This is a genomic window from Streptomyces sp. PA03-5A (assembly GCF_033792725.1).
GTDB lineage: Bacteria > Actinomycetota > Actinomycetes > Streptomycetales > Streptomycetaceae > Actinacidiphila.
The window spans coordinates 21,965-44,668 of record NZ_JARAVL010000055.1 but is presented as its reverse complement, the minus strand read 5'-3'; the positions used below and the strand labels follow the sequence as shown (position 1 = coordinate 44,668).

Sequence of the window (22,704 nt, the reverse complement as noted above, 5' to 3'; positions counted from 1 at the left end):
AGCACCAACTCGGCCTTCGGCCGTCCCGTCCTCGCCATCCGCCCATCATGACGAACCACCACCGACTTACGCAGCGAAACAACGACTCAGGACACTAGCCGCCACGTCGAAGCTCCCCGAGTACGTGCTCCAAGCCGCCGAGCGGCTGGACTCCGAGGGCAGTTGAGCCCGGGAGCAGCCCGGCGATCGTTACCCTGCACAGCCGCCAGCTCAGGTTGGAAAAGGCCCAGTGACGAAGGCGTCAACCATCGCAACGGGTATCGCCCGCGCGAGTGGGACACCAGGGCCGGCACGGTGGAGCTGGCCATCCCCAAGCTCCGCAGCGGCAGTTACTTCCCGCACTGGCTTCTGGAACGACGTCGCCGGGCCGAGCAGGCCCTGATCTTGGTGGTGGCCACCGCCTACCTGCTCTGGGTCTCTACCCGCCGGGTCGAGAAGCTTGCCGAGTCCCTTGGCGTGACACAGCTGAGCAAGTCCCAGGTCAGCGCGATGTCCAAGCACCTGGACGAACAGGTCAGCGCCTTCCGTAACCGGCCCCTGGACGACGGACCGTATGCGTTCGTCTGGGTCGACGCACTGACCCAGAAGGTCCGCGAAGGTGGCCGCGTCCTGAACGTTCACGCGCTGATCGCGGTCGACGTCAATGCCGACGGACACCGCGAGATCCTCGGGCTGGACGTCGCCACCGCCGAGGACGGCGCCGGCCGGCTGGCCTTCCTGCGCTCGCTCATCGCCCCCGGCCTGACCGGTGTCCAGCTCGTCGTCTCCGACGCCCACGCCGGGCCAGTCGACGCCATCGGAGCCGTCCTGCCTGGGCTTCGTGGCAGCGCTGCCGCACGCACTACGCCCGCAATCTGCTCTCCCAGGTCTCGAAATCGGCTCAGCCATGGGTGGCGACGCTGCTGCGGACGTCTTCGAACAGCCCGACGCCGACGCCGACGCCGTCCAGGCCCAGATGCAGCAAGTCCTGGACACTCTGGAAACCAAGTTTCCCAAGGCGGCCGAGCACCTGGATGCCGCCCGCCACGACCTGCTGGCCGTCACCGCCTTCCCGCGGGAGACCTGGCGGCAGATCTGGTCCAACAACCCGCAGGAACGACTGAACAAAGAGATCCGCCGACGCACTGACGTGGTCGGCATCTTCCCCGACCGCACCGCCATGATCCGCCTGGTCGGTGCTGTCCTGGCCGATGAGAACGACGAGTGGACCGAGGCCCGCCGCTACATGGGCCGCGACCTCCTCGCCAAAGCCCGCATCCGCCCGATCGAGTCAGGAAACGACGACACCGTCCTGCCAACCGAACTCACCGCATGGCCTCAAAGAAGAGATCACCGAGTTGCCGTCGATACACCACTCCAGCGGACGTGCCCTCTCGGCGCAAGGGTCCGGAAGCGTTGTCATCGAGCCGCCGTCGCCCGCCAGGGTGCATCCGGTGCCGCTGACGGTCTCATCCCTGGCGATCTCCCTGCAGATGCGAGCCGTAGGGACGAAGCCGATCCTGGAGAGAAGGGTGCCTTCGTACAGCGCGCCTCCGTTGAACGGCAGGTCTAGCAGGGGCTTGGAGCCACGGCAGAGAGCCGGAAACGATCGACGCGATGGCTCTGACCAGCCTCACGAGCATCCGCTGTCAACCGGACCCGAAAGCCAGAATCGCAGGGGAGAAGAGGATGACGGGCAACAAGCAGCTCACGGCCAGGGACATCATGTCCGGCGGAGTCCAGTGCGTCGGCGCGCATCAATCGCTTCAGGAAGCGGCAAGGATGATGCGCGATTTGAACGTCGGATGCCTGCCCATCTGCGGGGACGACAACAGGCTCGCGGGCCTGATCACCGACCGCGACATCGTGGTCCAGTGCGACGCAGAGGGCATCGACCCCGCAACGGTTCAGGCGGGAACTCTAGCCGGTGATCTGCAGTGGATCGACGCGAGCGCCGGCGCCGATGAGGCATTGCAGTTGATGGAACAGCATCAGATCAAGCGCCTGCCAGTCATCGACACGGAGCAGGGTCACCGACTGGTCGGCATGATCAGCGAGGCCGACCTCGCGCGCAATCTGACGGACGCCCAGATCGCGGAATTCGTGACCCGGGTGTACGTCAACGCCTGATCCGGTGGCGGGCTGCAACGCCCGCCCGGTGCGCGCGTCGGGGAGGACAGGGCTGCACATGTAGGCTGCGCGCCCTCTCCTCCGGTGGAGGCAGCCTGAGCGTATGGAGCGGCATCGGGTGGTCGTGTACCCGCCGCCTTCTGAGGCTGGCGGTCGGCGTGTGCGCCTGGACTGCCAGGACCTCGGCATCGCCTACGACCTTCGGGACCTGATGGAGTTCCTGCGGCGTGCTGGCCTCGATCCCGACTCGATCTATCTGGACGACGAGCTGTTCGACTGGCATAGCGCAGGCCCGACAGTATGGTGAGTCCCCCGCCTGACCCGGTTGCTGGGATCACGGGGCCGGGCAGGGGACCCTAAGGGGTGGCTACCCCCGTTCCGGCGGCTCCACCGCCTCCGGCCAAAGCGGCAGCCGCGCCGCCAGGTCGATGAGCGACACCCACTCGATTGCGGGGACCGCCCGCTCCAACACGAACCATTCGTCGGGCCGACCGCCGTCGAAGCCGGTTGCCGTCAGCACGCCGGCGGCAGCACTCGGCAGCATCCTCCCGGCCCAGGCGTGCCACCGGTATGCCACTGGCTCGGACACCTCCACCGTGATCGGTACTGTGCAGTCGCGGAGGGAATCGGGGAGCGCAGCCGGGTCCGGGGATTGGCGGTGGTGGACGGTCCGCGGCAGCTCAGCCGGACCTAACGGCCAGGTCGGCCGGATCTCCGCGTCTGCCAGGATCAGCGGCCATGACCCCGGTCTGGTGAAGTGGGAAGCAGCATGGCGGGACGCTACTTCCAAGGGCGCAGAATGTGCGTTACACGGAGGTGACGAGGCCGATCAGCGCATCATGCCATCGTCGGCCTCGCATGAAGAGCCCTCGCAGGTGGGTCCGGCGGGGGCTTCCTCAGGCCCGAAAAGCTACCGGCGCAGGTCGAGCTCTCGGACGAACCGAACAGCATCACGCCCAGTCGCGTGATCTTCAAGCGGGACGACGCATCCGAGTGACGACCTCGGAGCGCACGAGCTTTGAGCCCGCCAGCCGCTGCACAGTGCCTCAGCCGTCCCGTTCACCATGCCACCGTTCACTGGCGGGCGTTTTCGTCGCCTGCGATGGCGAGCAGGGCCTCCCGGGATCACGGGCGCATCTGCTGGTGCTCGTTCGCCGCCCGGGGTGCTTGCCTTCGGCGCCGTCGCGTAATCGGCGGTCCGCCAAGAGACGCCACGATCATCCTGGCGGTCCGTTGAGGGGTGTCGCTGCCAGGCCTGGGCGACGCCGTGCAGGTTCGCGGCCATGGCGCGACCTGACTTGTGGGACCAGTCGTGGCCGCGTTCGTCGTCGAGGTAGTCGGGGCCGGCCCCGGGGCCGAGGTGCCCGTACGTCCAGGCCTGGCCTGGGATGGTGTGCCCAGGTCCGTCAGCGCCCCGGAGATCTCGCTGATGGCGTGGTGTGCGCCGTCCTCGTCGCCCGTCACCACCACACCGGCCACCCGGTTGTAGGCGACCGGGCGGCCACGGTCGTCCGTCTCGGACATCATGGCGTTCATGCGCTCCAGCCCGCGCTGGGCGATCGACGAGGGCCTACCCACCATGTGGGGGAGGCGACGATGAGGATCTCCGAGGACAACAGCTTGCCGTGGACCTCGGGCCACGCGTCTCCGTCGCCTTGGTCGCTGGTCGCTCCCGGCTTGATGTCGAGGTCCACGGCGCGGACGCAGTCGATGTCCACGGCGCAGGCGGCGAGCTGGTCCGCTGCCACCCTTGCAAGGGCGTAGATGCTGGACGGCTGCGGCGACCGTTGAGGGTGCAGTTGATGACGAGAGCTTTCATGCGGCTCTACCTACCTCTGGTGCACGGGTACGTACCGGAAAAGTGCTGGTGTTACCCGCCCGGTCAGAGCCGCGCGTGAGCCGAATCGGGCGCCTCCGCCGGAAGCAGGCATGGCACCACGATTGCGACGGCGTCCGGTACCGCTGCGGCGATGGGCTGGTGAGGTACCTGCTGTGTTGGATCACGCTGAGTCTCAAGCCGATTCACCCAGACGTAATCGGCTCCAAGCGACATCACCCGGTTGCCCTATCAAGACGAAGTCTTCGGCGCCGATATCGCGGTAGTGCGCTGAGGAACCCGCTCGACAGACTCCACGCGTCCCGCGACCACGGGATGCGTCGCCCGTAGAAGCCGCGCCGGCCCCAGACGCGGCGTGGGCGCGTGGCCTGGACCAGAGCAATGTGCTGCTCCTCGTCGTACAGGAACTGTGCGCCCGCAGGCTGCTCACGTTGCCGCCACTGCGCGTGGGCCGACCATCGGAACCATCCGCCGAGCAATTGGCCCCCGAAACGCGGATCTCGGCCGACCATCCCCGCTGAGGCCGGATTGACCGGACGTCCCCGGTCAAGGGCAGGGCAACCGCCGTTCCGGGGACCTAATCCGCGGGAGCCGGGGCAGGCCGGGTGCGGCGGCGGTGGCTGGTGTCGCACCACGGGTACGTGCGGCTGCGGCGGCAGGCGCAGATGGCCACGACGAAGCGGTCGGAACGCACGACACGGCCGTCGTCCAGGACCACCTCGACGGGGCCTTTGATCAGGGTCGGTCCTTCCCGGGTGATCGTCACGCGCGTCGGCGCTGGTTCACCGTTCACGTTCGGCACGGACCACCACCAGCTCTTCCTTAGGTCCTGGCGCGGGTACCCTCACGTGCGGCGTAAGGGCTGATGCCGAGGTTGGGGGTCCGGCAGCCGGCCGCCGCCATTGGATCCGTCCGCTCACTTATGCCGGTGACCTGCGAAGCGAACCCGTGCCCAGCAGGGCAGGACAAACCAGCACATGAGGTACCAGGCCAGGACCGCGCCGACCAGGTATGGGACGAAGGGGTCGTGCGTGGCCACGCGCAGCACCAGCAAGAGCGCCGCTGTCATCGTGGCGAGGAGCAGGATCAGACCCACGAAGGTCACGCGGGAGGCCCATTGCACTGTCTGCGGCTTGATGTGCAGCCCCGACACCAGGCGGTGGAAGGCCACCGGCCCGACCAGGGCGCCGGTGGCCGAGGCCCCCAGGGCGACGGTGACGATGTAAATGGCCTTGTCCGCGTGCTGCAGCTGCGTGTAGCGGGGAGTGAACACCACCGTCAGCAGGAAACCGAAGAGGATCTGCACGCCGGTCTGGGCGACGCGCACCTCCTGGATCAGTTCGCCCCATTTGCGATCCGCGCGCTCTTCCTCGGTCTCATGGCGTCCGGAGGCATGGGCGTCAGCGGCCATGGCGTCTCTCTCACAGGCGGCTCGGCGGCATTGTCACCTTGCTGTCTACCGCCCTCCCAACTGGTGGCAGCGTGGGCGCGACGCAAGCCCGTCCGATCGGGCGAGCCGGGTGCCCTGAACGGACGGATCGCCGCACCAGCCTGCCAGCACCACAGAGGTCACGCTGCTCCTGGTGTGGAAGGGGCAGGTTGGTTCGATATGAAACAAAACGTAGCCCAGGAACTACACCAGGAGCGGGCGACGTGCCTCCTCTGGCGCCACGCTGATGACGTGGTCTGAGATGGACCCGTTAGGAGCGGGTCCTCGGCCACTCCGGGCTCGTGACGACGGCGCCGATCTGCGGGTAGCGCGCCGTCCGGTCACCGCGTTGACCGACCTTCGCAGCCGCGGCTGGACCCGACCGCTGCTGTGGACCAGGCGCTCGCCTGCCGTAACGCGTCCACCTCATGGTCGCCCGCGCAGGCCGGCCACCTGCCTGCCCGCCTGTCGCAGCGCCAGGCGGGGTCCCGGCCCGATGGGGCAGTGAGTGCCCCGCCTGGCACAGCCAGCGCCTCTCAGGATCCGGCGTGTGAGTCCGTTAGGACGCGGCGGGCCCGATATCGCCCTTCTCTGCCAGTTCTGACAGGAACTCATGGCAGCGAGCGGCGCGCTCGGAGTCTTCGCGCATCACGTCCTCGAAGAAGTCCGCGATCTCGTTCTCTCCAGCGCTCTTCGCGTCCCGTACGTACTGACCGTAGTCGTGGCCAGCCTTAAGCGAGTGGTACTGGACCGACACCAGGTCGTACGCCACGTCCTTGAATCCTGTCTCACCTGTCGCCATCGTTCTCCTCCGTTCCGTCAGGACACCCCACGCCTGCCCGTACGAAAACGGCACAAACGGGGCCGCCGTCCTGTGCCGGACGGTCGGCGGGGAAGGACTGGGGTGAGTGCCGGTGCTGGCCACGCCGCCAAGGCTACGGACAGTTCCCCGGCGTGAGGCGGTCTGCGGTGCGGCCGACCAGCCCCGCACGATCGGGTGCGCCGCGACGGGACACAGTCCGTGTGGGTTGCGCGTCGAAGGGGTGAATTGATGGGCGAGAGCCGACCGCGGCCACCGCTATGCGGTCGGCGCCAATTCGGCCCGGCCGAAAAGCAAGGCGTACCCGGTTGGCAGTTGTGCGAGAACGCGGTTGATGAGGTCGTCCCCGGTCAGGCGACTGAGAATCGCGAAAACGGTCCCGGCGTCCCAGCGTGCGGTGGCGGGCGTGCCGCCGGTGCGGGTGGCCAGGTCGCTGACGAAGTCGAAGGCGGTGAGCGGTTCGGTGCGGGGGAGCCGGGCGGTGAGCTCGAGCGCGGCCTCGACCGGAAGCCGGGCGGCCAGGGCGACGCGTTCTTCGCCGATCAGCTGCCGACCGAGTCCGGCCAGCACATCACGGACGGCCTGCTCGGCCCGTTCGCGGGTTGGGTAGGCACCCTCGTAGCGTACGTGCTCGACCATCGCGTCGAACGTCATCGCCGGTGTACGGAGGTCCGCTGGGGGCTGCGGGGACATCGGTGTGCCTTTCAGATAGCTGCGCGCGTGGACGCTCTCATTCGGCACGCCGACCAGCTGCGCCAGGACAGCAACGACCAGCGACGCGACGCTTGACCCAGCGGAAGGAATCGCAGCGGCCCGGCGTCCACCGGGCAGGCCCGAACGGTGGAACGGCGGTCGATGCGAACCGGCGGCGCGGCGCGCCGCCTGTCACCAAAGATCAGGTCCGCCGCCCCGCCATTCGACCAGCTCCCCTTCCAGAGGTCTCTGACCCGGGGCCTGAGCCCAGCCCGCCGCAGCAAGACGAGAATCTCCCTGGGCCCATGGGCCAGGGTGAGGATGCGCTCATCCAGCCGGACCCGGCGCCCGCCGCATTCCGAAGGCGGGATACACGATCACTCGGCATTCCACCCCTCCGGGCTGCGACGCAGTCTTGATGGCCGCATGCTGGAACAACGACCCTGTCCGGAGCTTTCTGCACTTCCCCCGCGTACGAGCCCAGCACGCCGCCGGGGAGTGACCGCCTGACACGGCAACCATCGAGGTCCGCAACGAATGCACGACAAGGAAACGACCGCGCTCGTCGTGATCGACATGATCAATACGTACGAACACGACACGCGCGCGCGACATCGGTGTGGACGTCATCTACGTCAACGACAATTTCGGACGCTGGCGCTCCCGCACGACGAGATCCTGGACATGGCGCTCGCCGGTCCGCACGCCGACCTGGTTGAACCGGTCAAGCCCGACGCCGACTCGCTGTTCGTCCTCAAGGCCCGGCATTCGATCTTCTTCCGAACTCCGCTGGTGTACCTCCTGGACCGGCAGAACGTCGGCCACCTCGTGCTGTGCGGGCAGGTCACCGAGCAGTGCGTGCTGTACTCGGCACTCGACGCGCACATCCGTGACCTTCCGACGATTGTCGCGAGTGACGCTGTCGCCCACATCCACCGCGACCTGGCGGACGCGGCGCTGCGCATGATGGAGCGCAACATGGGCACCCACCTCTGCGCGGCGGACGAGGTCCGGATGGGCGTCGAGACCGGTTCAGGGCTCCCGCTGCCCTGACCGGCCGCTCTTTCACGAACCCGAGGGCCTCTAGCGAGCAAACCCTCGCGGAGGCAGGAAGACCCGGACACCGCCTGGGCCGAACCTGATGCTGGGGGCTCCATCAGCTGCCCCCATCGAGGGCAGCGGGCGGGGCAGCTTCGCCCAGCCGTCGTGTTTGCTTTGGCGAAGCGGCCGCCGTGGGCCCTTCACACGACCAGGCGGGTGGACCGTTTGCACGGTACGCCGGCTCTCAGGGACCCTCCTCACCACTGGCGACGCGGCGAGCCAGGCGGATGGCAATGCGTCTGCTCTTCGGTCCTGAGGCGCACGATGGTGGGGGACGGATCGGCGAGCAAGGGTGGCGACTGGATGGCGCGGTCCGATGACGTGCTTCGGATGTTGGGTGGCCTGTTGCAGGCCGGTCACCTGGCGAGCATCGAGCAACTTCCCGGGCTGGTGGCCGAGCACGCGGCGAAGGCGGAGCTGGAGGATGCCCGCGTTTATGTGTCGGACCTGCGACAGGAGGTGCTCCGAGAGCTGACGGGCGTCGGGCTCGATGCCGGCCGGGACGGTGAGGAGCTGTGCATCGAAACGACGCTGCCGGGGCGTGCCTTCCGCCACACCCGCATCATGACCGCTCCGGGTGCCGGACCGGGTCGGCAGCGCCACTGGGTGCCGATCCTTGACGGCACGCATCGTCTGGGCGTCCTGCGGGTCGACGTAGCCCTCGGGGTGGGCCTTGATGCGGCCGAGTATCTCGCTTCTCTGGTGGGACTGCAGCTCGTCAGTAAACGGCTTTCGAGCGACTCGCATGCGCGTCTGGTGCGCGTCGAGTCCATGAACATCGCCGCCGAGATGCAGTGGGCGCTCATGCCCCCGCGGGCGTTTGCCGACGGCCGGGTGGTGGTCTGCGCCGAGATGGAGCCGGCCTACCGGGTCGGCGGGGACGCATTCGACTACGCACTGGCGGGCGACGTACTCCATCTGGCGGTCTTCGACGCCATGGGCCACGACAACGCCGCCGGGCTGACGTCACAACTCGCGATGGCCGCCTGCCGTAATCAGCGCCGTCACGGCGTCGGCCTTGCGGCGGCCAGTGCCGCCATCGAGGAGGTGCTCATCGAGCAGTTTGCGCATCAGCGGTACATCACGGGCGTGCTGGCCGACCTGGACCTTTCCACCGGCCGTTTCACGTGGGTCAACCGAGGTCACCCGCCGCCGGTGCTGATCCGTGGCGGACGCTGGGTGCACGTCCTTGACTGCCCGCCCTCGCACCCGATGGGCAGCGACCTGGGCCTGCCCGTCCAGACGTGCCACGAACATCTCCAACGCGGCGACCGCGTCCTGCTCTACACCGACGGCGTCACAGAAGCCCGCGACGCGCAAGGCAACGAATTCGGCCGGGGCCGGTTCACCGACTTCATCATCCGCCAGCAGGCCGATGGCATGCCGGCCCCGGAAACGTTGCGCCGACTCATGCACGCAGTCGTCGAGCACCATCGTGGAAGGCTCAAAGACGACGCCACCGTCCTCATCTGCGAATGGATCGGAGCTGCCCCGTAGCGGCACACGCTGGTTCAGCATGGCGAACTCTCACCCCCTGCACACATGGCCAGCGCCTGAAGAGCGCGAGCGACCCCGGCCGCTTTCAAAGGGTGCCATGAGGGGCTCGGCGTCCAAGCGAAAGTCAGGTGGCGGCCTGGAACTGAGGTGACGTGCGAGCCGACCCTTACTCGGTCAGGCAAGGCGGCTTGCTGGTCCGCGAGGCGCTGATGGGCGTCCAGCAGACCGCGGTAACGCGGCGGGCAACCAACTCGGCGTCGCCGGGCACCAGCGGGGGACTCGCGCAGTGCACGCACCCGTCCCCGGGTAGACGCCACCGTGGGTGGCCCGTCGGCAACGCGTTCGGATTATCACGGACCTTCCCGGCGAGCCGTCGTGCGGCCCCAGATACCTCACACCCAGCGGACGGCTCAATCGCCCAGACCAAGCCTTACCCGAGGGGAGTACGGACCGTTGAGTACCGCCCTGTTGCCCTTCACCGGACAGGACAAGGCCCTGAGGCACCTACGTGGGATTGCAGGCCGCCGCGTTCGGATCATCTACACCGCGGACCTGGCCGTAGCCGTCAGCAAAGTGCCGCGCATCGAATACACCCGCAAGGCACTCAGATGGCATCTGGAAACTTTTCCTGGCTGGGAGCTGCTCGCATACATCGCAGCACCGTAGACGCCCTGGCTCAGCACACCAGCGTGCTGCCGCTGAAGTTGGCCACCGTGCACCGGGACCAGGAACTATTGGCGGCGATGGTGGCAGCGCACCATCAGCACTTCACCGACGTGCTGACCTCGCTGGCTGGCCAGCAGGAGTGGGAGGTGACCGTCTACGCTCTGCCCGTCGAAGAGCCCCCCATACCGCCCTTGCCTCAGGCAACGCGCTCCGATCAAGCCTTCCTGCCAGTGCACGACCAGTCGTACGATGCTGGTCACCATCAGCGCGAGGCGCTGGCGGCAGCCGACCGGCTCCATAGGAAACTCACGGGACTGGCCACCGCCTGCCGCCGGCACCCCCAGTCCAGGGCACGCCTTACCGACGAACCCGGAACCACCATCAGCAGCACCGCCTACCTCGTACGCCGCGATCAAGCAGAAGCCCTTCACCCGCCTGGTCAAACACCAGGGACGACCTCGGCCTCGACGACGAGCGTGCGACTTCTCTTGCTTCGGCGGCGTGGCAGCGGCAGCGGGTCGGGGCTCCCTCTCCTCGGCCTCGCGGATCTTCGCGTCGACCGCGTCGATCTGCAGCTGCAGGTGGATTACCCGCAGCCGCTCAGCATCAGGTGGTAAGTCGCTCACATGTTCGACTGTGCGGTTGGTCAGCGTGTCGAGCCAGCGGGGTCAGCTCTCGGTGGCCGTCTCGTCAAGGAACGAATCATGCGGCGTGACGGAGCGGCCCCGCCGAAGGCCCCGGAGGAAGCGACGGGACCGCGCCTTCGTGCCCACCCGGCCAGCCGCGTGGACCACTCGCATGGCCAGGCAGACGTTTGGGCGACCCCGCCACGAGGGCTGCGTCCCCTCCGCATGGGCAGGGCCACACTTCCAGGATGCACCCGCGTTCCGCGCGAGACACGCTGGATATTTGCCCGTCAAGGAGCCGTCCGTCATCGTCCTTCCGCCCATGGACGGCCGCGGGGTAACGATCAACGGGGTCTACTTCGGAACTGCCCGCGACATGACAGAACTGGAGCAGTTCCTTTGGCTCGCTGGCTTCGATTTTGCATGGTTCGACATCGCCGACCCCGACGTGATCGAGTGGCGCGGTGGCGGCCCAGACGTGTGGTGACTGGCCCGCCCGGCCTTAATCGGCCCCCGTAGGGCCTAATCCGGCCGGACGGACAAGTTCAGACTACGACGGCAGCCGGCGCCTGCCACAAGCGCCAGCCCCCTGCTCGCTGTACCGTTCGCGCACTGCAGGCATCATGTGGCGTCGCGGGCACATGGTCCGTGCCCTGCGACTGTCGGCGCAGCGCGCGCCACACTGCGGTGATCAAGAAATGCGATGCCTGCAGCGTGAGTTGGCCCACAGGTCTGCGAGTTGCCGGTCGGGGGGCACCCGGCCTTCAGGCTAAGGATCGTTGCGGTCTCGGCAGCGAGGCGGTTCCAGTCGGTGAGGAACGGCCCGGGCCGGTCGGTTGGAGGCCAGGACGTCGGTCCGCCGACCGAGGACGTATGCCGGCACTGCAGTGGGGCAGGCCTGCACGGATCCGCCGCGGGCTGGTGGTAGCGCGGCGAGTGGCGGAGGAGCGGCACAGCCAAGCCGGCGCCGCTCCTTCGAGTGGCCACCGCTCCGGGCCGCCGCACCAGCCCAGACCGAACTGTTGACACGCTATGAGCACAGTCGAGAACGACCTCTTCCCGCCACCCGACCACGACGCCGTCGACATCGTCCTCACCGGCCCCGTCGACCAGGTCGCCTACGTCCGCGCATGGATTCAGGCTCGCGCCACCGACGGAAGCAGCATGCTGCTCTACCTGCCCGAGGAGAGCAATAGTCAAGAGTTGTGGTTGCGGCGTTCTGTGGTGGATGCGGTGATCTCGGCTGCCGCGCGTTCGGCTTCCTCTCGCACGTCCGTGTCGGGGTGGTTGAGGAAGGGCTCGATCAGTGGGCGAGCCTGCGGGTCGTGCGTTGCGCCGAAAATGTAGAGCGCATGAGGGAGGAGCTCGGGCTCCATCGTCGGCATGTCGGCGGCCAGCGGTTGGACGATGCCCAGCGGCAGGCTGTGGTGGTTGAAAGCTTCGCTGATCGAGTTGAGGGCAGACTCGCGGACCATGGCTACCGGTTCGTTGACCGCTAGGCTGACCAGGCGTCCGACGATCAGACGAGTCGAATCCGCGTCGAGTGCGGTGCCGCGCAGGAGGTCCCCCAGGACCGAGGCGGCGACGTCCCGCCGGTTCGGATCGCGGTCGGTCAGCGCTTCAAGTGCCGCAAACATGTCCTTCACGCGGCCACCTCGCACCGCTCCACCAGGATGCCGTTCTCGAAGCGCGCGCCGGCACGGACCAGGGGCACCAGGTGCGCGCCGGTGATCGCGCGCCATCGCGCTTGAGCGGACTCGACGAGTTTGAACACCATGGAGAGCGCCGCTGCCGGGCTGCCGGCACCGCGGGTGACCTTGGTGCGGAGCTTGACGGTGGAGAAGGTGGACTCGATGGGGTTGGTGGTCCGCGGGTGGATCCAGTGCTCGGCCGGGAAGTCGTAAAACGCCAGCAGCTCGTCCCGGTCGTCGGTGATCTTCGCGACGGCCTTGGGCCACTTGGCTCCGTAGGTGCGGGCGAACGCTTCGATCGCCCGCTCGGTGTGGGCGCGGTCCTCAGCGTTGTAGATCTCCTGTGAACCCAGCACCTTTGATGCCGTGCTGCTGGGAAAACCTCGGCCAATGCCCTCCACAGACCCATCGCGCCGTCGCCGACCACCAGCTCCGGGTCGCGCATGCCGCGTCGGCGGCAGTCGCGCAGCAGGTCGGCCCACGACTCCGTGGACTCCCGCAGCCCTTCGGCCAGTGCGATCAGCTCCTTCGTGCCGTCCAGGCGAACGCCGAGTAGGACCAGCACGCACGAGTGCGCCTGGCCGAGCCGGACCTTGGGGCGCACTCCGTCGGCCCACACGTAGACGAAGTCCCGGTCCGACAGGTCCCGCTGCTGGAAGGCGGCGTGGTCGTCGCTCCACTGCTTGGTCAGCCGGGTCACGGTCGCCGGCGAAAGGCCGGCTGTGCTGCCAAGAAGCTCCTCCAGGGCCGGGACGAAGTCTCCGGACGACAGGCGGTGCAGATAGAGCAGCGGCAGCACCTCGGAGATCTTCGGCGACTTGCGGCACCACGGCGGAAGAATCTTGGAGGAGAACCGCTTGCGCCCGCCGGTCTGCTCGTCGACACGCCGGTCGTTGATCCGCGGGGGCCCTCACCTCAGCCGGTCCGGCCGCGGTGACCACGGTCCGGGGCCGGTGGTGACCGTTGCGGACAACCAAGCGGCGGCCAGCCTCGTCGGTCTCGGCCGCCAACTCGGCAATGTACTGGTTGACTTCGGCTTCCAGTGCGGCGGCAAGCATCCGGCGTGCGCCCTGGCGGACGACCTCGTCGATCAAGGAGCCGGATTGGGTGGAGCCGTCCTCGGTGACTACGCTGAGCACGGGCGTGCCTTCCCGACCCGCGCTGCAACGCGGGCCTACTCGGAGACCTTCAAAGGATCATTCGGGAAGGTACGCCCTTCACGTGCCCTCCCGGAACCGATCCACAAGTCCTGAGCATTGCTCGCCCGAGGACGGCCTGGTCCGCTGTCGCATGCGGATCACCGCCCCGCAGGAGCTATAGGAGCTTCCCGGTCCCTGAGGTTTCGGTGATGCGTGCAAGGTAAGGCGTTAGGCCGACGCGCCGTAGGGACACCGGAGGGCCACTCCCAAAGCCCCTTCGCGCGCGCCGGCCATCGCTCGTTGGCGGCGGTAGGACGACACCCGACTCGCCCTGTCCCGCGTGCTCCCACCGGGTATGCTGCGCATCCTGGGCTGCGACCCGCCCTCTGACTCCGTCGCGCACACCGGGCGGGGTCGCGCTCCGACCCAACTCCGCCCCCAGAATGGCCTTCCCCGGTCCGGGAGCGCACGAGCGCGACCAGGTCTCGCGGAGCGTATGCGAGGCCAAGGACTTTCCCGTCGTAACGCACACGGCGTCCCCCGCTACCCGTCGGCGGGTACACGATCACACGGCAGTTCATGCGGCTAGCGTGACCCCAGCCACGAGCAGTCGCATGCTGGTAGCGCAGCCCCGTCCACGCGGGAGACGTCACAGGGAGGGGCCGCCCCTCACTCGGCTGCGGCGACTAGCTTGCGGCCCCCTGCAGGCCCGCGGAGGCTAGATGCAGCGCCGAGGGTTTGTCCACCTCACCCAAGACGTCCTTCGGCCGAGGGCCAGGCCCCTGCCGTGCGAGAGGCGGGGCCTGGCCTACATCTTCAGCGCTCGGCAACGAGCCTTTGCGGGCATTCTGGAAAAGCGAGCCTGCCCGACGTGCCTCCACACGCCCGCAAGACCGACCGGGAAGAAGGGGCCCCCACCGCCGCGGCTGCGCGGTGAGGGCCTCGCAATATCCCGGGAGCGGGCGCACCATTTAAGTGCGGCCTCGTCGCCGTCCTTCCCTGACTAGAGGCGGGGCCGCCCGCAAGTGTCCGCCCGACTGGTCGTGTGAACCATCCACGAGGCCCGGGCCCCAGCCGGGCGGGCTCAGCACTCGATAGAACCTCCAGCCTGCGGACCGCCCACCCACCTCCTACGAGCCCAGCCGACTCCATGGATCTTCGCGCTGCCCTCGGAAACCCCTACTTCGAGGGTTTCAGCCGGGCGATGCGAGGTAAGGCGATCTGCCGGAGCCGCCCGTTTCGCCCCCCGACCGGGCGGTTCCCCGAGGGCTCCCCTCTCTCGGCGGTCAGCGCCTTGCAGGCCGGGGTCTGCTCCACTCGGGCCCCGGTCGGTGAGGAGGACGTGATGGACGAGAACACCCGCGTGCATCTCCCCGGAAAGAAGGTCCCGGTGAGCGGCATCTATGAATGCACCTGGGGCCAAGGCCACCGCTTCGTCAGCACGGATGTGGAGGGCCACACCTTCCCATCGGTCCCGAAGGACTGCTCCGGCATCGGCTGGAATCTGCTAATCCCCGCCCACGCGGAGCGAAGCCCCTAGGTCCCCCAAGCAGCCCGCCCGGTTACGTGGTGAGGGCCGGGCGGGCGCCCTGCGCGGCCCCGTCGAACATGGACCCGTCTGACGCGTCGGCACTCATCCCCGGATGCAGAGCGGCTCATTGGGCCGGCGCTTCATTAGACGGAGGGGTTCGACAGCGATGCCATGATCCGGATCGACAGGTTTTGCGGGGGCCGGGCGCACCCGACCACCTACCGGATGAGTCTGTTCGTGCCGGACCCCGCGTGTGACCTGGCTACGATCGCCTTGATCATTGACCTTGTGGTGGGCCTCGCCTTAGGTCACTTGTCGCCCGGCCGCCATTCCGTGCTGAACCAGTCGATCGACTCCGCCATCGCTGCGAATTCGGGATACCGTTCGCGCTGATTCCGCTGGTGACGCCGACCAGTCGCAGCCGTGTCATGGGCCCGTTCGTCAACCGCCGCCTGCGACTGCGGCCGGGGGCACTGATCGCAGGACTGATCAGCAGGCTGAACGTGCTCCTGCTTATTCAGCCTGATCTCGGCAGAGGCCCGACGAGTGGGCGTTTCGTTTGGGGCAGCTCGTTGCGGTCAGGTGCTCCGTTGGGAGGCTCGAGAAGTGCACCAATGCTACGTGAGCGGGGTGGAGAGCCATGGGCGACGCGAAAAGCGAACGTCAACGAGCAGACGACCTGCCGGGTGGCAATGTCGTACGCATCCTATTGCAGCAGCACGCTCACATCCGGGACCTGTTCTCGAACGTGAAGAAAACGCGGGGCGATGAGAGGCAGCAGTGGTTCGACAAGCTCCGTGCCACACTCGCCGTCCACGAGACCGCCGAGGAGATGATCCTGCGGCCGGTTGCCAAACGCGCCGCCGGCGAGGCAGAGGTCGAGGCACGCAACCTCGAGGAAAAGTTCGCCAGCGAGACACTGGCCGAACTCGAGACGATGGATGTCGACAGCGACGAGTTCGACAAGAAGTTCGCCTACTTCGAACGAGCCGTCATCACGCATGCCGAACGGGAGGAACAGCAGGAGTTCCCCGCCGTGCTCGCCGGTTGTGACCGAGATCAATTGAGGACCATGGGCTACCACCTGCAGTCGGTCCTTTCCATGGCGCCCACACACCCGCATCCCAGGGTCGCCGGATCAACGACAGCGCAATGGGTGATGGGCCCGTTCGCCTCACTTTTGGACCGGGTCAAGGACGCGGTCGAAGCCGCCCGCAGCCGTCACTGAGGGCAGGGTCCGAGGTCCTGGCCGGAGGAGCGGGCCGGCTCGCCGTGGTGAGGTCGGCGGCCCGGGCTCCGACGCGCTGTGACCGCTCTGCCTCACTTGGTGAGAAGGTGGTGGGAAGGCAGTGAGTGATTTCCCCGGCTCCTTGCCCCGGACGCCTATGATCGGCGCGCCGCGTCCCTGCTTCGGCACCCCACCTGTTGGAGCCCGTGGCTGCGCTGCACAGGGCTTCGCTTGTGGACCATCTGAGTTCCGACTGGAGCGCCGCGGCCTGACTGTGGATGGGGCGGGCATAGCGGTCAACGCCAGGGATCATTGTCACCCAGGGTAATGCTCATTTCGCGGACGCCTGGGGCGATACCTTCGCCGAGCAATTCGGGCACCCCCGGGCCGATGGCAGCGCGGGGGCCGCTGCGTGATCGTCCACATTGACCGGGCGTGGCTGCTGGACCTCGCACATCGCAACATGCCCGGTGACCCCGAGATCACCGACTTCGGGTCGATGGCGGCCGCTGTGGCGCGCCACGCGGACAAGGTGATGGGCACCCCCGTCTACACGGAGGTGCACCACCGAGCAGCCGCGTTGATGCACCAGCTCATCCGGATACCGGCGCTGGAGTACGCCAACGAGTTGTTCGGGGCGGTGGTGGCGGCGGCCTACCTGACGGCGAGCGGGGCCATCGTGACCGTGGGCGCGAAGGAAGCGGCGGAACTCGCGACGCGGATCGACCGGGACGCGTTGGACGTGCGGGCGGTCGCAGAGGCCATCCGGGGATGGGTGGCGGCGTAGGCGGTCGTGCGCTCAGGCGTCGGAGACCCCGGCTCTGTGTGGGCCGGGTGCCGGTGGTGACGTCGTATGGACGCCCCGGGCACCCGACCTTTCCCGGAACGCCGCTGCGCCCCTGCCGCCCTCTCGCGGCCGAGGAGCTGGGTCGGCCCGCTGCGCTACCGGCCTACGGGCGGATGGCGGCGACGGTAGCCGCCGCGCACGTTCTTGGACCCGGCTCGGGCGACGGGGCTGCCGGACGCCTGCGGGAGCCTACGGCGCGGTGCGTCCGGGAGCGGGCTGGTCGGCGACGGCGCCTGTGCCTCCTACATGGTCCGGAGCGATCATGCTTGCGAGGAGGCGCAGGCGTTCCTCGGAAGTGCTGCCTGGCTGCGCGTGGTAGGTGATCAGCGTCTGACCGGCGCTCGGTATGAGCAGCTTTTCGTAGCGCAGTTCCAGCGGTCCGGCCTGGGGGTGGCGGAACAAGGTGGTGCCGCTGGTCTTGTATTTGACGTCCTGGCGGGCCCAGAGCGTGCGGAAGCGTTCGCTGCTCAGGGTGAGCTCGCCGACGATCTCGACGAGTCGCGGGTCGTGCATGTCGGCGCCGACGATGGAACGCAGGTAGGGGACGACGCGGGCGGTCATGTCGTCCCAGTCCTGATGGAGCTCTCGCATCTCGGGTTCCAGGAACGCGGCGAGGATGCCGTTGTGGCCGGGGGCGTTGAATGGCGAGAGCGCGATGGCGAGGTCGTTGGCGGAGAGTACGTCCATGTACATGCCGTGGACGTACGCCGGAGTGAGCGGCCAGGAGCGGATGAGGGTGCACAGGCCCTCGCTGACCTTCTCGGGCCTGCGGGGCCGTTTGCGCTGCGGGTTCTTCCGCGCGGCGATCTGCAGCAGGTACGCCGTGGCCTCCTCGTCCAGCCGCAGAGCGCGGGCGATGCTGCGCAGGACCTGCTCGGAGGGATTCTTGTCGCGGCCCTGTTCCAGACGGTTGTAGTAGTCGGAGCTGATTCCCGCGAGGAAGGCGACCTCCTCGCGGCGCAGCCCCGGGACGCGCCGGTTGCCTTGATCGGGAACGCCGGCCTCGTCGGGTGAGATGAGCTCCCTGCGGGCGCGCAGGTACCGGCCCAGTGCGTTGGCGTCTTCGATGGCTGGCATGTTTCCAGCGTACGAAGGCATTCCGATTTCCTGGGTGGCCCTGCCGGTCCCAGTCTCAGCCCGTCCTGGTCCGCCTGCCGGCGTTCGGTGCAGCCTGGCGGCACAGTCCGCGAACCAGGAGGAACGCATCACATGTCCCAGCTCTTCACCACCGAGTTCAACCGCGACAGCACCGCCTCTGAGGTGATCGAGGGCGTCGACCTGTCCGGCAGGCGGGTGGTCGTCACTGGTGCCAACTCGGGCATCGGGGTCGAGACCGCCCGCGCTCTGGCGGCCGCCGGTGCCGAGGTCACGCTCGCCGTGCGCCGTCCCGAGGCCGGCGAGCAGGCCGCGGCGGACCTGCGCCAGGTCACCGGGAACGACGCGATCCACGTCGCCCGCCTCGATGTGTCCGACCTGGAGTCGGTACGCGCGTTCACCGCCGCCTGGCAGGGGCCGCTGCATGTTCTGATCAACAACGCCGGAATCATGATGCCGCCGGAACTCGAGCGCGGCATCGCCGGCCACGAGCAGCAGTTCGCCACCAACTACCTGGGGCACTTCGCCCTGACCCTGGGGCTGCACGGCGCCCTCGCCGACGCGGAGGGTGCGCGCCTGGTCTCGGTGTCCTCCGGCGGCCACCTGTTCTCTCCCGTCGTCTTCGATGACGTCGACTTCCGCTTCCGCCCGTACGACGCGCTCACCGCCTACGGGCAGTCCAAGACGGCCGAGGTCCTGCTGGCCGTCGAGGCCCAGCGCCGCTGGGCCGGCGATGGCATCACGGCCAACGCCCTGCACCCCGGTGCGATCGCCACCAATCTGCAGCGCCACACCGGTGGCCTGCGGACACCCGAGCCGTACCGCAAGACGGTCGAGCAGGGCGCCGCGACCACCGTGTTCCTCGCCGCGTCGCCCCTGGTCGAAGGGGTCGGCGGCCGCTACTTCGAAGACGTCAACGAGGCGCCGGTGGTCGACGGCCGTCCCACGCAGCTCGGTGTTCCCGGCGTGGCCCGCTACGCGCTGGACCCGGCCAACGCCGAGCGCCTGTGGGAGCTGGCCGGCGACATCGTCCGCTGAGGGCAGGCGGTCCGGTCTCCGCTTCCTGACCCGCACCAACGAAGGATCACTGCAATGACGGCAATCTCGAAAGTCGGTTTCATCGGTCTAGGCGACCAGGGCGGCCCCATGGCGGAAGCCATCGGCGAGCACGGCTTCGAACTGCATGTATGGGCCCGGCGCCCCGCCTCCCTGTCCGCGGTGGAGAATGTCCCCCACACCGTTCACGGCACCGTGCCTGGGATCGGCGCGTCCGTCCAGATGATCGGGTTGTGCCTGCGCGATGACGCCGATCTCTGGGACGTTCTGGACGGCCAGGGCCTCCTGGCCGCTGTCGCTCCCGGGACGATCATCGTCAACCACGGCACCGGTGACCCCACTGAGGCCGTACGCATCGCCGAACACGTCGCCCGGGCCGGAGGGATCTACCTCGACGCACCCGTCAGCGGCGGCAGCCCGGGCGCCCGCGCCCGCGCCTTGACCACCTTCACCGGCGGGTCGCGGGGCGCCTTCGAGGCGGCCCGGCCGGTGTTCGCCACGTTCAGCGACACGGTCAAGCTGATGGGACCGGCCGGCGCGGGCCAGTTCACCAAGCTGTTCAACAACGCGCTGACCATCACCAACATGAAGAACGCCGAGGACGTCCTCGGCCTGGCCGCACAGGTCGGTCTGGACGTTCCGGCCCTCATCGAGGTGGTTTCCGCCAGTAGTGGCGGAAGTGCGGCGCTCCGCGCCCTCGGGGGCGACATCACGCCGGAACTGGCCGAACACGTACACACTCTCATGCACAAAGACATGCACCACTTCGCCGACGCCGTGCGCGCAGGTGGCGGTGACCCCTCCGAGGTGCTGGTACGCGGCCTCGCCGGCGCCGCGGGCCTGGTCGAAACGGCCCGCATGGTGGCACTTACCCGGAAGAACGCCCCAGCGGAGCGGGGTGACGCGTGATGCCAGGATCCCGGCGACAGCCGCGCCGCCGTCTTGACCACCCACGGCGAGCCCCGGAACCCTGCTCGATGTCGAGATCCCCTCGGTCGTCGAGCGGGACGCGCTTTTGGTTCGCATGACCGCAGCGACGCTGTGCGGCACCGATGCGCACGTCGTGAACGGCACCGCGGGTGACACGGGCGGCGCTCTCCCCCTCCTGTCCTCGGGCATGAGCTGGTCGGCCGAGTCGTCACCTTGGGTTACGGTCCGCGACCTGCCGTCGAAGTAGGTTTGGTGTGGTGGGGTTGAGGTCGCGCGGGGTGTCGCGGGGGTAGTGGGCGGGGTCCCGGTCCGGAACGGTGAGGTCGGCGAGGCGGCCGGTGGCAAGAGTGCCGCGCAGGTGCTCCTCGCCAAGCATCCGGGCGTTGTCGGGTAGCAGCGGGCGCCGAGCGTCTTCTCCCGTTGTCCTCTCCGCAGTCCTGCCAGCGGGCCGCCGGCCTTCCGGCCCGGCGTGACCGTTCCCTGCCGGAATGAGGCAGGGGGTGTCACCGGGCCCGGCGGATGCCGGTGATGCCGCCGTCATCGGGATTTCGCACGCGTCATGGCGCACACGCACCCGGCGCTCGCTGGGGCACTGACCGACACGGTCACGGCCGAACTGACCGTCCTGGCCGGCTTCGACCAGGCCCTGGTGGTCGACGCGACCCGCGCACCTCCCACCGTATCCGTGGCCTGCTCACCCGCTTTCACCCGTCCGTTGTACCGGCCCGGCACCCCGGGCGGCTTCACGCCCGGCACCGCCCTGACCCTCGACGCCCAACGTCACTCTGCCAAGCCGAAGCATCAGTACACCGTGCCAAAGGCACGTGCGGGAGTGGCGTCGTGCCCGTCAGTCGTCGTGACCGTGCTTCTTGTGGTCCTTGCCTTTGTGCTCCTCACCCTTGCCGCGAGGGCCGGGCGGAGTCCGGGAGGTTGGCGACGTGCCGCCGGCTGGCGGTGAGACTTCGGCAGAGGGTACGGGGGGCACAGTGGCAGCAGGGGAAGGAGACGACGTCGGCCCGGGTGACGAGGCGCCGTCGCCGTCGGAGCTCCAGGCCGCACCGACGGCTGCCGCAGCCCCGAACACGGCAAGCCCGGCGACACCGACCAGGATGCGAGTGCGCCGCGGCTGCGCGGCACCTCGCCCGTACAGGCGGGACGCGGCCGCGTCGGGCAGGGTCGCCGTGGGTGTCGGCTCGATGCCTGCCGGCGTCGCTGACCGCCGCTCGGGGTGCTGGCCTGCCGAGGCGGCAAGCCAGTCGGCGATCTGGTCGGCGGTGGGACGCCGGCCCGGGTCCTTGGCCAGTAGGGACAGGATGTAGTCCGCCAGCGCGCCCGACACCGCCGGGTTGAGCTGCCTGACGGGTACCGGCGCCGCGTCGACGTGCTGGTGGATCACCGCCAGCGGGGTCTCGCCGACGAACGGGGGCCGGCCGGTTGCCAGCTCGTACAGGACGCAGCCGAGGGCATAGACGTCCGAGGCGGGTTCGGCCGGGCGACCCAGCGCCCGCTCGGGGGCCAGGTAGCCGCTCGAGCCCATCACCCGGCCGGTGGCGGTGAGCGCCCGGGACGCCTCGTCGGCGAATCGGGCGATCCCGAAGTCGGCGATCTTCACGGTGCCCTCAACGGTCACCATCACATTGGCCGGTTTGATGTCGCGGTGGATGACGGCCTGCCGGTGCGCCGCAGCCAGCCCCGCCGCAGCCTGAGCACCGATGTCCGACGCCCGCACGGAGTCCACCGGGCTGTGCGCAGCGAGTTCCTGAGCGAGGCTGCGCCCGTTGACGAGCTCCATCACGAGGTACAACTGGCCGTCATGCGAGCCGAAGTCGTACACGCTGACGACGTGGGGATGGTTGAGACGGGCCGCTGTCCTGGCCTCCAGGCGGAACCGGCCGGCGGCCTCGGCATCAGCGTCGCCGAGCATCAGTTTCACCGCCACCGCTCTTCCGAGCACCTGATCGGCGGCCCGCCATACCTCTCCCATGCCCCCACGCCCCAGTGGCTCCTCCAGCCGATACCGCTCCGCCACCAGCACGCCCGCACCGCTCCTTGACCCACGACAACGTCTCGCACCACATCTACCCGTGAGTAGCATGTGCGGCGCGGCGCCATCCAGCGTACAAACCTGGCGCGAGTCCGCCGACCGCCCTGCCTGCCACGCAGAGGCGCCCGCACGGCGGTGCAGGCATGCGCTGACGGATGCGGCCGCCACACGCACGCGGAGAACCCCCGCATCTGCGCCGAACCGTTTCCACGCCGACGATCCGCAGGCGAGGCCGGCCCGACCGACACAATCGACCACCGGTCGAGTCGCTGGCGTCAGGCTCCTGAGTGCGTGATCCCGACAGAAGGGGGCGCCGGTGAGTGGCGTGGCGGCACTCCGCTGCCCCGCCGCCAGGCACGGTGACC

Annotated in this window: 20 protein-coding genes and 4 pseudogenes; 14 read left to right on the top strand and 10 right to left on the bottom strand. The window is 68.6% G+C overall.

Features of this window, described 5'->3' with window-relative positions:
* Window positions 1–162 precede the first annotated feature (162 nt).
* The 3 genes and pseudogenes from PV410_RS41030 to PV410_RS41020 all read left to right on the top strand — a co-directional run.
* A pseudogene (locus PV410_RS41030) lies at window positions 163–1,288 on the top strand (IS256 family transposase); the annotation flags it as partial.
* Window positions 1,289–1,668: 380 nt separating this feature from the next.
* Window positions 1,669–2,109 (top strand): CBS domain-containing protein, encoded by a 441-nt coding sequence (locus tag PV410_RS41025; protein ID WP_500331695.1) that lies wholly within the window; start codon window positions 1,669–1,671, stop codon window positions 2,107–2,109.
* Window positions 2,110–2,212: 103 nt separating this feature from the next.
* On the top strand, window positions 2,213–2,416 hold the full coding sequence (locus tag PV410_RS41020; RefSeq protein WP_500331693.1) for a hypothetical protein: 204 nt from the start codon (window positions 2,213–2,215) through the stop codon (window positions 2,414–2,416).
* Window positions 2,417–2,476: 60 nt separating this feature from the next.
* Here PV410_RS41020 and PV410_RS41015 read toward each other — a convergent pair whose 3' ends face one another.
* The 6 genes from PV410_RS41015 to PV410_RS40990 form a co-directional block, all read right to left on the bottom strand.
* Window positions 2,477–2,704, bottom strand: a complete 228-nt coding sequence (locus PV410_RS41015; protein ID WP_500331691.1) for a hypothetical protein — start codon at window positions 2,702–2,704, stop codon at window positions 2,477–2,479.
* A 937-nt stretch (window positions 2,705–3,641) separates the two neighbouring features.
* Window positions 3,642–3,857 (bottom strand): hypothetical protein, encoded by a 216-nt coding sequence (locus PV410_RS41010; protein WP_500331689.1) that lies wholly within the window; start codon window positions 3,855–3,857, stop codon window positions 3,642–3,644.
* 666 nt (window positions 3,858–4,523) lie between these two features.
* A complete protein-coding gene (locus tag PV410_RS41005; protein ID WP_500331687.1) occupies window positions 4,524–4,712 on the bottom strand; it encodes a CDGSH iron-sulfur domain-containing protein in 189 nt (62 codons plus the stop codon).
* Window positions 4,713–4,862: 150 nt separating this feature from the next.
* Window positions 4,863–5,357, bottom strand: a complete 495-nt coding sequence (locus PV410_RS41000) for a DUF6328 family protein (RefSeq protein WP_500331685.1) — start codon at window positions 5,355–5,357, stop codon at window positions 4,863–4,865.
* Between the two features lie 577 nt (window positions 5,358–5,934).
* Window positions 5,935–6,300: a hypothetical protein gene (locus tag PV410_RS40995; RefSeq protein WP_500331683.1), complete on the bottom strand. Its 366-nt coding sequence runs from the start codon at window positions 6,298–6,300 to the stop codon at window positions 5,935–5,937.
* 153 nt (window positions 6,301–6,453) lie between these two features.
* Window positions 6,454–6,849: a DUF2267 domain-containing protein gene (locus tag PV410_RS40990; protein WP_500331681.1), complete on the bottom strand. Its 396-nt coding sequence runs from the start codon at window positions 6,847–6,849 to the stop codon at window positions 6,454–6,456.
* A gap of 576 nt (window positions 6,850–7,425) precedes the next feature.
* Here PV410_RS40990 and PV410_RS40985 point away from each other — a divergent pair.
* From PV410_RS40985 to PV410_RS40970, 4 genes and pseudogenes are all read left to right on the top strand, one after another.
* A pseudogene (locus PV410_RS40985) lies at window positions 7,426–7,941 on the top strand (cysteine hydrolase family protein).
* Window positions 7,942–8,292: 351 nt separating this feature from the next.
* Window positions 8,293–9,486: a PP2C family protein-serine/threonine phosphatase gene (locus tag PV410_RS40980; RefSeq protein WP_500331679.1), complete on the top strand. Its 1,194-nt coding sequence runs from the start codon at window positions 8,293–8,295 to the stop codon at window positions 9,484–9,486.
* Window positions 9,487–9,695: 209 nt separating this feature from the next.
* Complete coding sequence (locus PV410_RS40975; RefSeq protein ID WP_500331698.1) at window positions 9,696–10,769, top strand: GvpL/GvpF family gas vesicle protein; 1,074 nt, start codon at window positions 9,696–9,698, stop codon at window positions 10,767–10,769.
* Between the two features lie 292 nt (window positions 10,770–11,061).
* Window positions 11,062–11,265: a hypothetical protein gene (locus PV410_RS40970; protein ID WP_500331677.1), complete on the top strand. Its 204-nt coding sequence runs from the start codon at window positions 11,062–11,064 to the stop codon at window positions 11,263–11,265.
* 709 nt (window positions 11,266–11,974) lie between these two features.
* Here the strand turns inward: PV410_RS40970 and PV410_RS40965 are convergent.
* Together PV410_RS40965 and PV410_RS40960 are read right to left on the bottom strand one after the other, a co-directional pair.
* On the bottom strand, window positions 11,975–12,415 hold the full coding sequence (locus PV410_RS40965; RefSeq protein WP_500331696.1) for a HEAT repeat domain-containing protein: 441 nt from the start codon (window positions 12,413–12,415) through the stop codon (window positions 11,975–11,977).
* Between the two features lie 5 nt (window positions 12,416–12,420).
* Window positions 12,421–13,608 (bottom strand): annotated as a pseudogene (locus PV410_RS40960) (IS256 family transposase).
* A gap of 1,345 nt (window positions 13,609–14,953) precedes the next feature.
* On the opposite strand from PV410_RS40960, the gene PV410_RS40955 reads away from it, so the two are divergent.
* The 4 genes from PV410_RS40955 to PV410_RS40940 all read left to right on the top strand — a co-directional run bounded on the left by PV410_RS40955 (window position 14,954) and on the right by PV410_RS40940 (window position 17,154).
* Entirely contained in the window at window positions 14,954–15,148 is a 195-nt protein-coding gene (locus PV410_RS40955; RefSeq protein ID WP_500331675.1) for a hypothetical protein, read from the top strand.
* Between the two features lie 162 nt (window positions 15,149–15,310).
* Window positions 15,311–15,532 (top strand): hypothetical protein, encoded by a 222-nt coding sequence (locus PV410_RS40950; RefSeq protein WP_500331674.1) that lies wholly within the window; start codon window positions 15,311–15,313, stop codon window positions 15,530–15,532.
* 247 nt (window positions 15,533–15,779) lie between these two features.
* Window positions 15,780–16,367 (top strand): hemerythrin domain-containing protein, encoded by a 588-nt coding sequence (locus PV410_RS40945; RefSeq protein WP_500331672.1) that lies wholly within the window; start codon window positions 15,780–15,782, stop codon window positions 16,365–16,367.
* 412 nt (window positions 16,368–16,779) lie between these two features.
* Complete coding sequence (locus tag PV410_RS40940) at window positions 16,780–17,154, top strand: fic family toxin-antitoxin system, toxin component (protein ID WP_500331670.1); 375 nt, start codon at window positions 16,780–16,782, stop codon at window positions 17,152–17,154.
* A gap of 249 nt (window positions 17,155–17,403) precedes the next feature.
* Here PV410_RS40940 and PV410_RS40935 read toward each other — a convergent pair whose 3' ends face one another.
* Complete coding sequence (locus PV410_RS40935) at window positions 17,404–18,291, bottom strand: helix-turn-helix transcriptional regulator (protein WP_500331669.1); 888 nt, start codon at window positions 18,289–18,291, stop codon at window positions 17,404–17,406.
* Between the two features lie 132 nt (window positions 18,292–18,423).
* Between PV410_RS40935 and PV410_RS40930 the strand changes: the two genes are divergently transcribed.
* From PV410_RS40930 to PV410_RS40920, 3 genes and pseudogenes are all read left to right on the top strand, one after another.
* Entirely contained in the window at window positions 18,424–19,347 is a 924-nt protein-coding gene (locus PV410_RS40930) for an SDR family NAD(P)-dependent oxidoreductase (RefSeq protein WP_500331667.1), read from the top strand.
* Between the two features lie 54 nt (window positions 19,348–19,401).
* Entirely contained in the window at window positions 19,402–20,274 is an 873-nt protein-coding gene (locus tag PV410_RS40925; protein WP_500331665.1) for an NAD(P)-dependent oxidoreductase, read from the top strand.
* 527 nt (window positions 20,275–20,801) lie between these two features.
* Window positions 20,802–21,012: pseudogene (locus tag PV410_RS40920) on the top strand (IS110 family transposase); the annotation flags it as partial.
* Window positions 21,013–21,142: 130 nt separating this feature from the next.
* Here the strand turns inward: PV410_RS40920 and PV410_RS40915 are convergent.
* Window positions 21,143–22,330: a serine/threonine-protein kinase gene (locus PV410_RS40915; protein WP_500331664.1), complete on the bottom strand. Its 1,188-nt coding sequence runs from the start codon at window positions 22,328–22,330 to the stop codon at window positions 21,143–21,145.
* Window positions 22,331–22,704 lie beyond the last annotated feature (374 nt).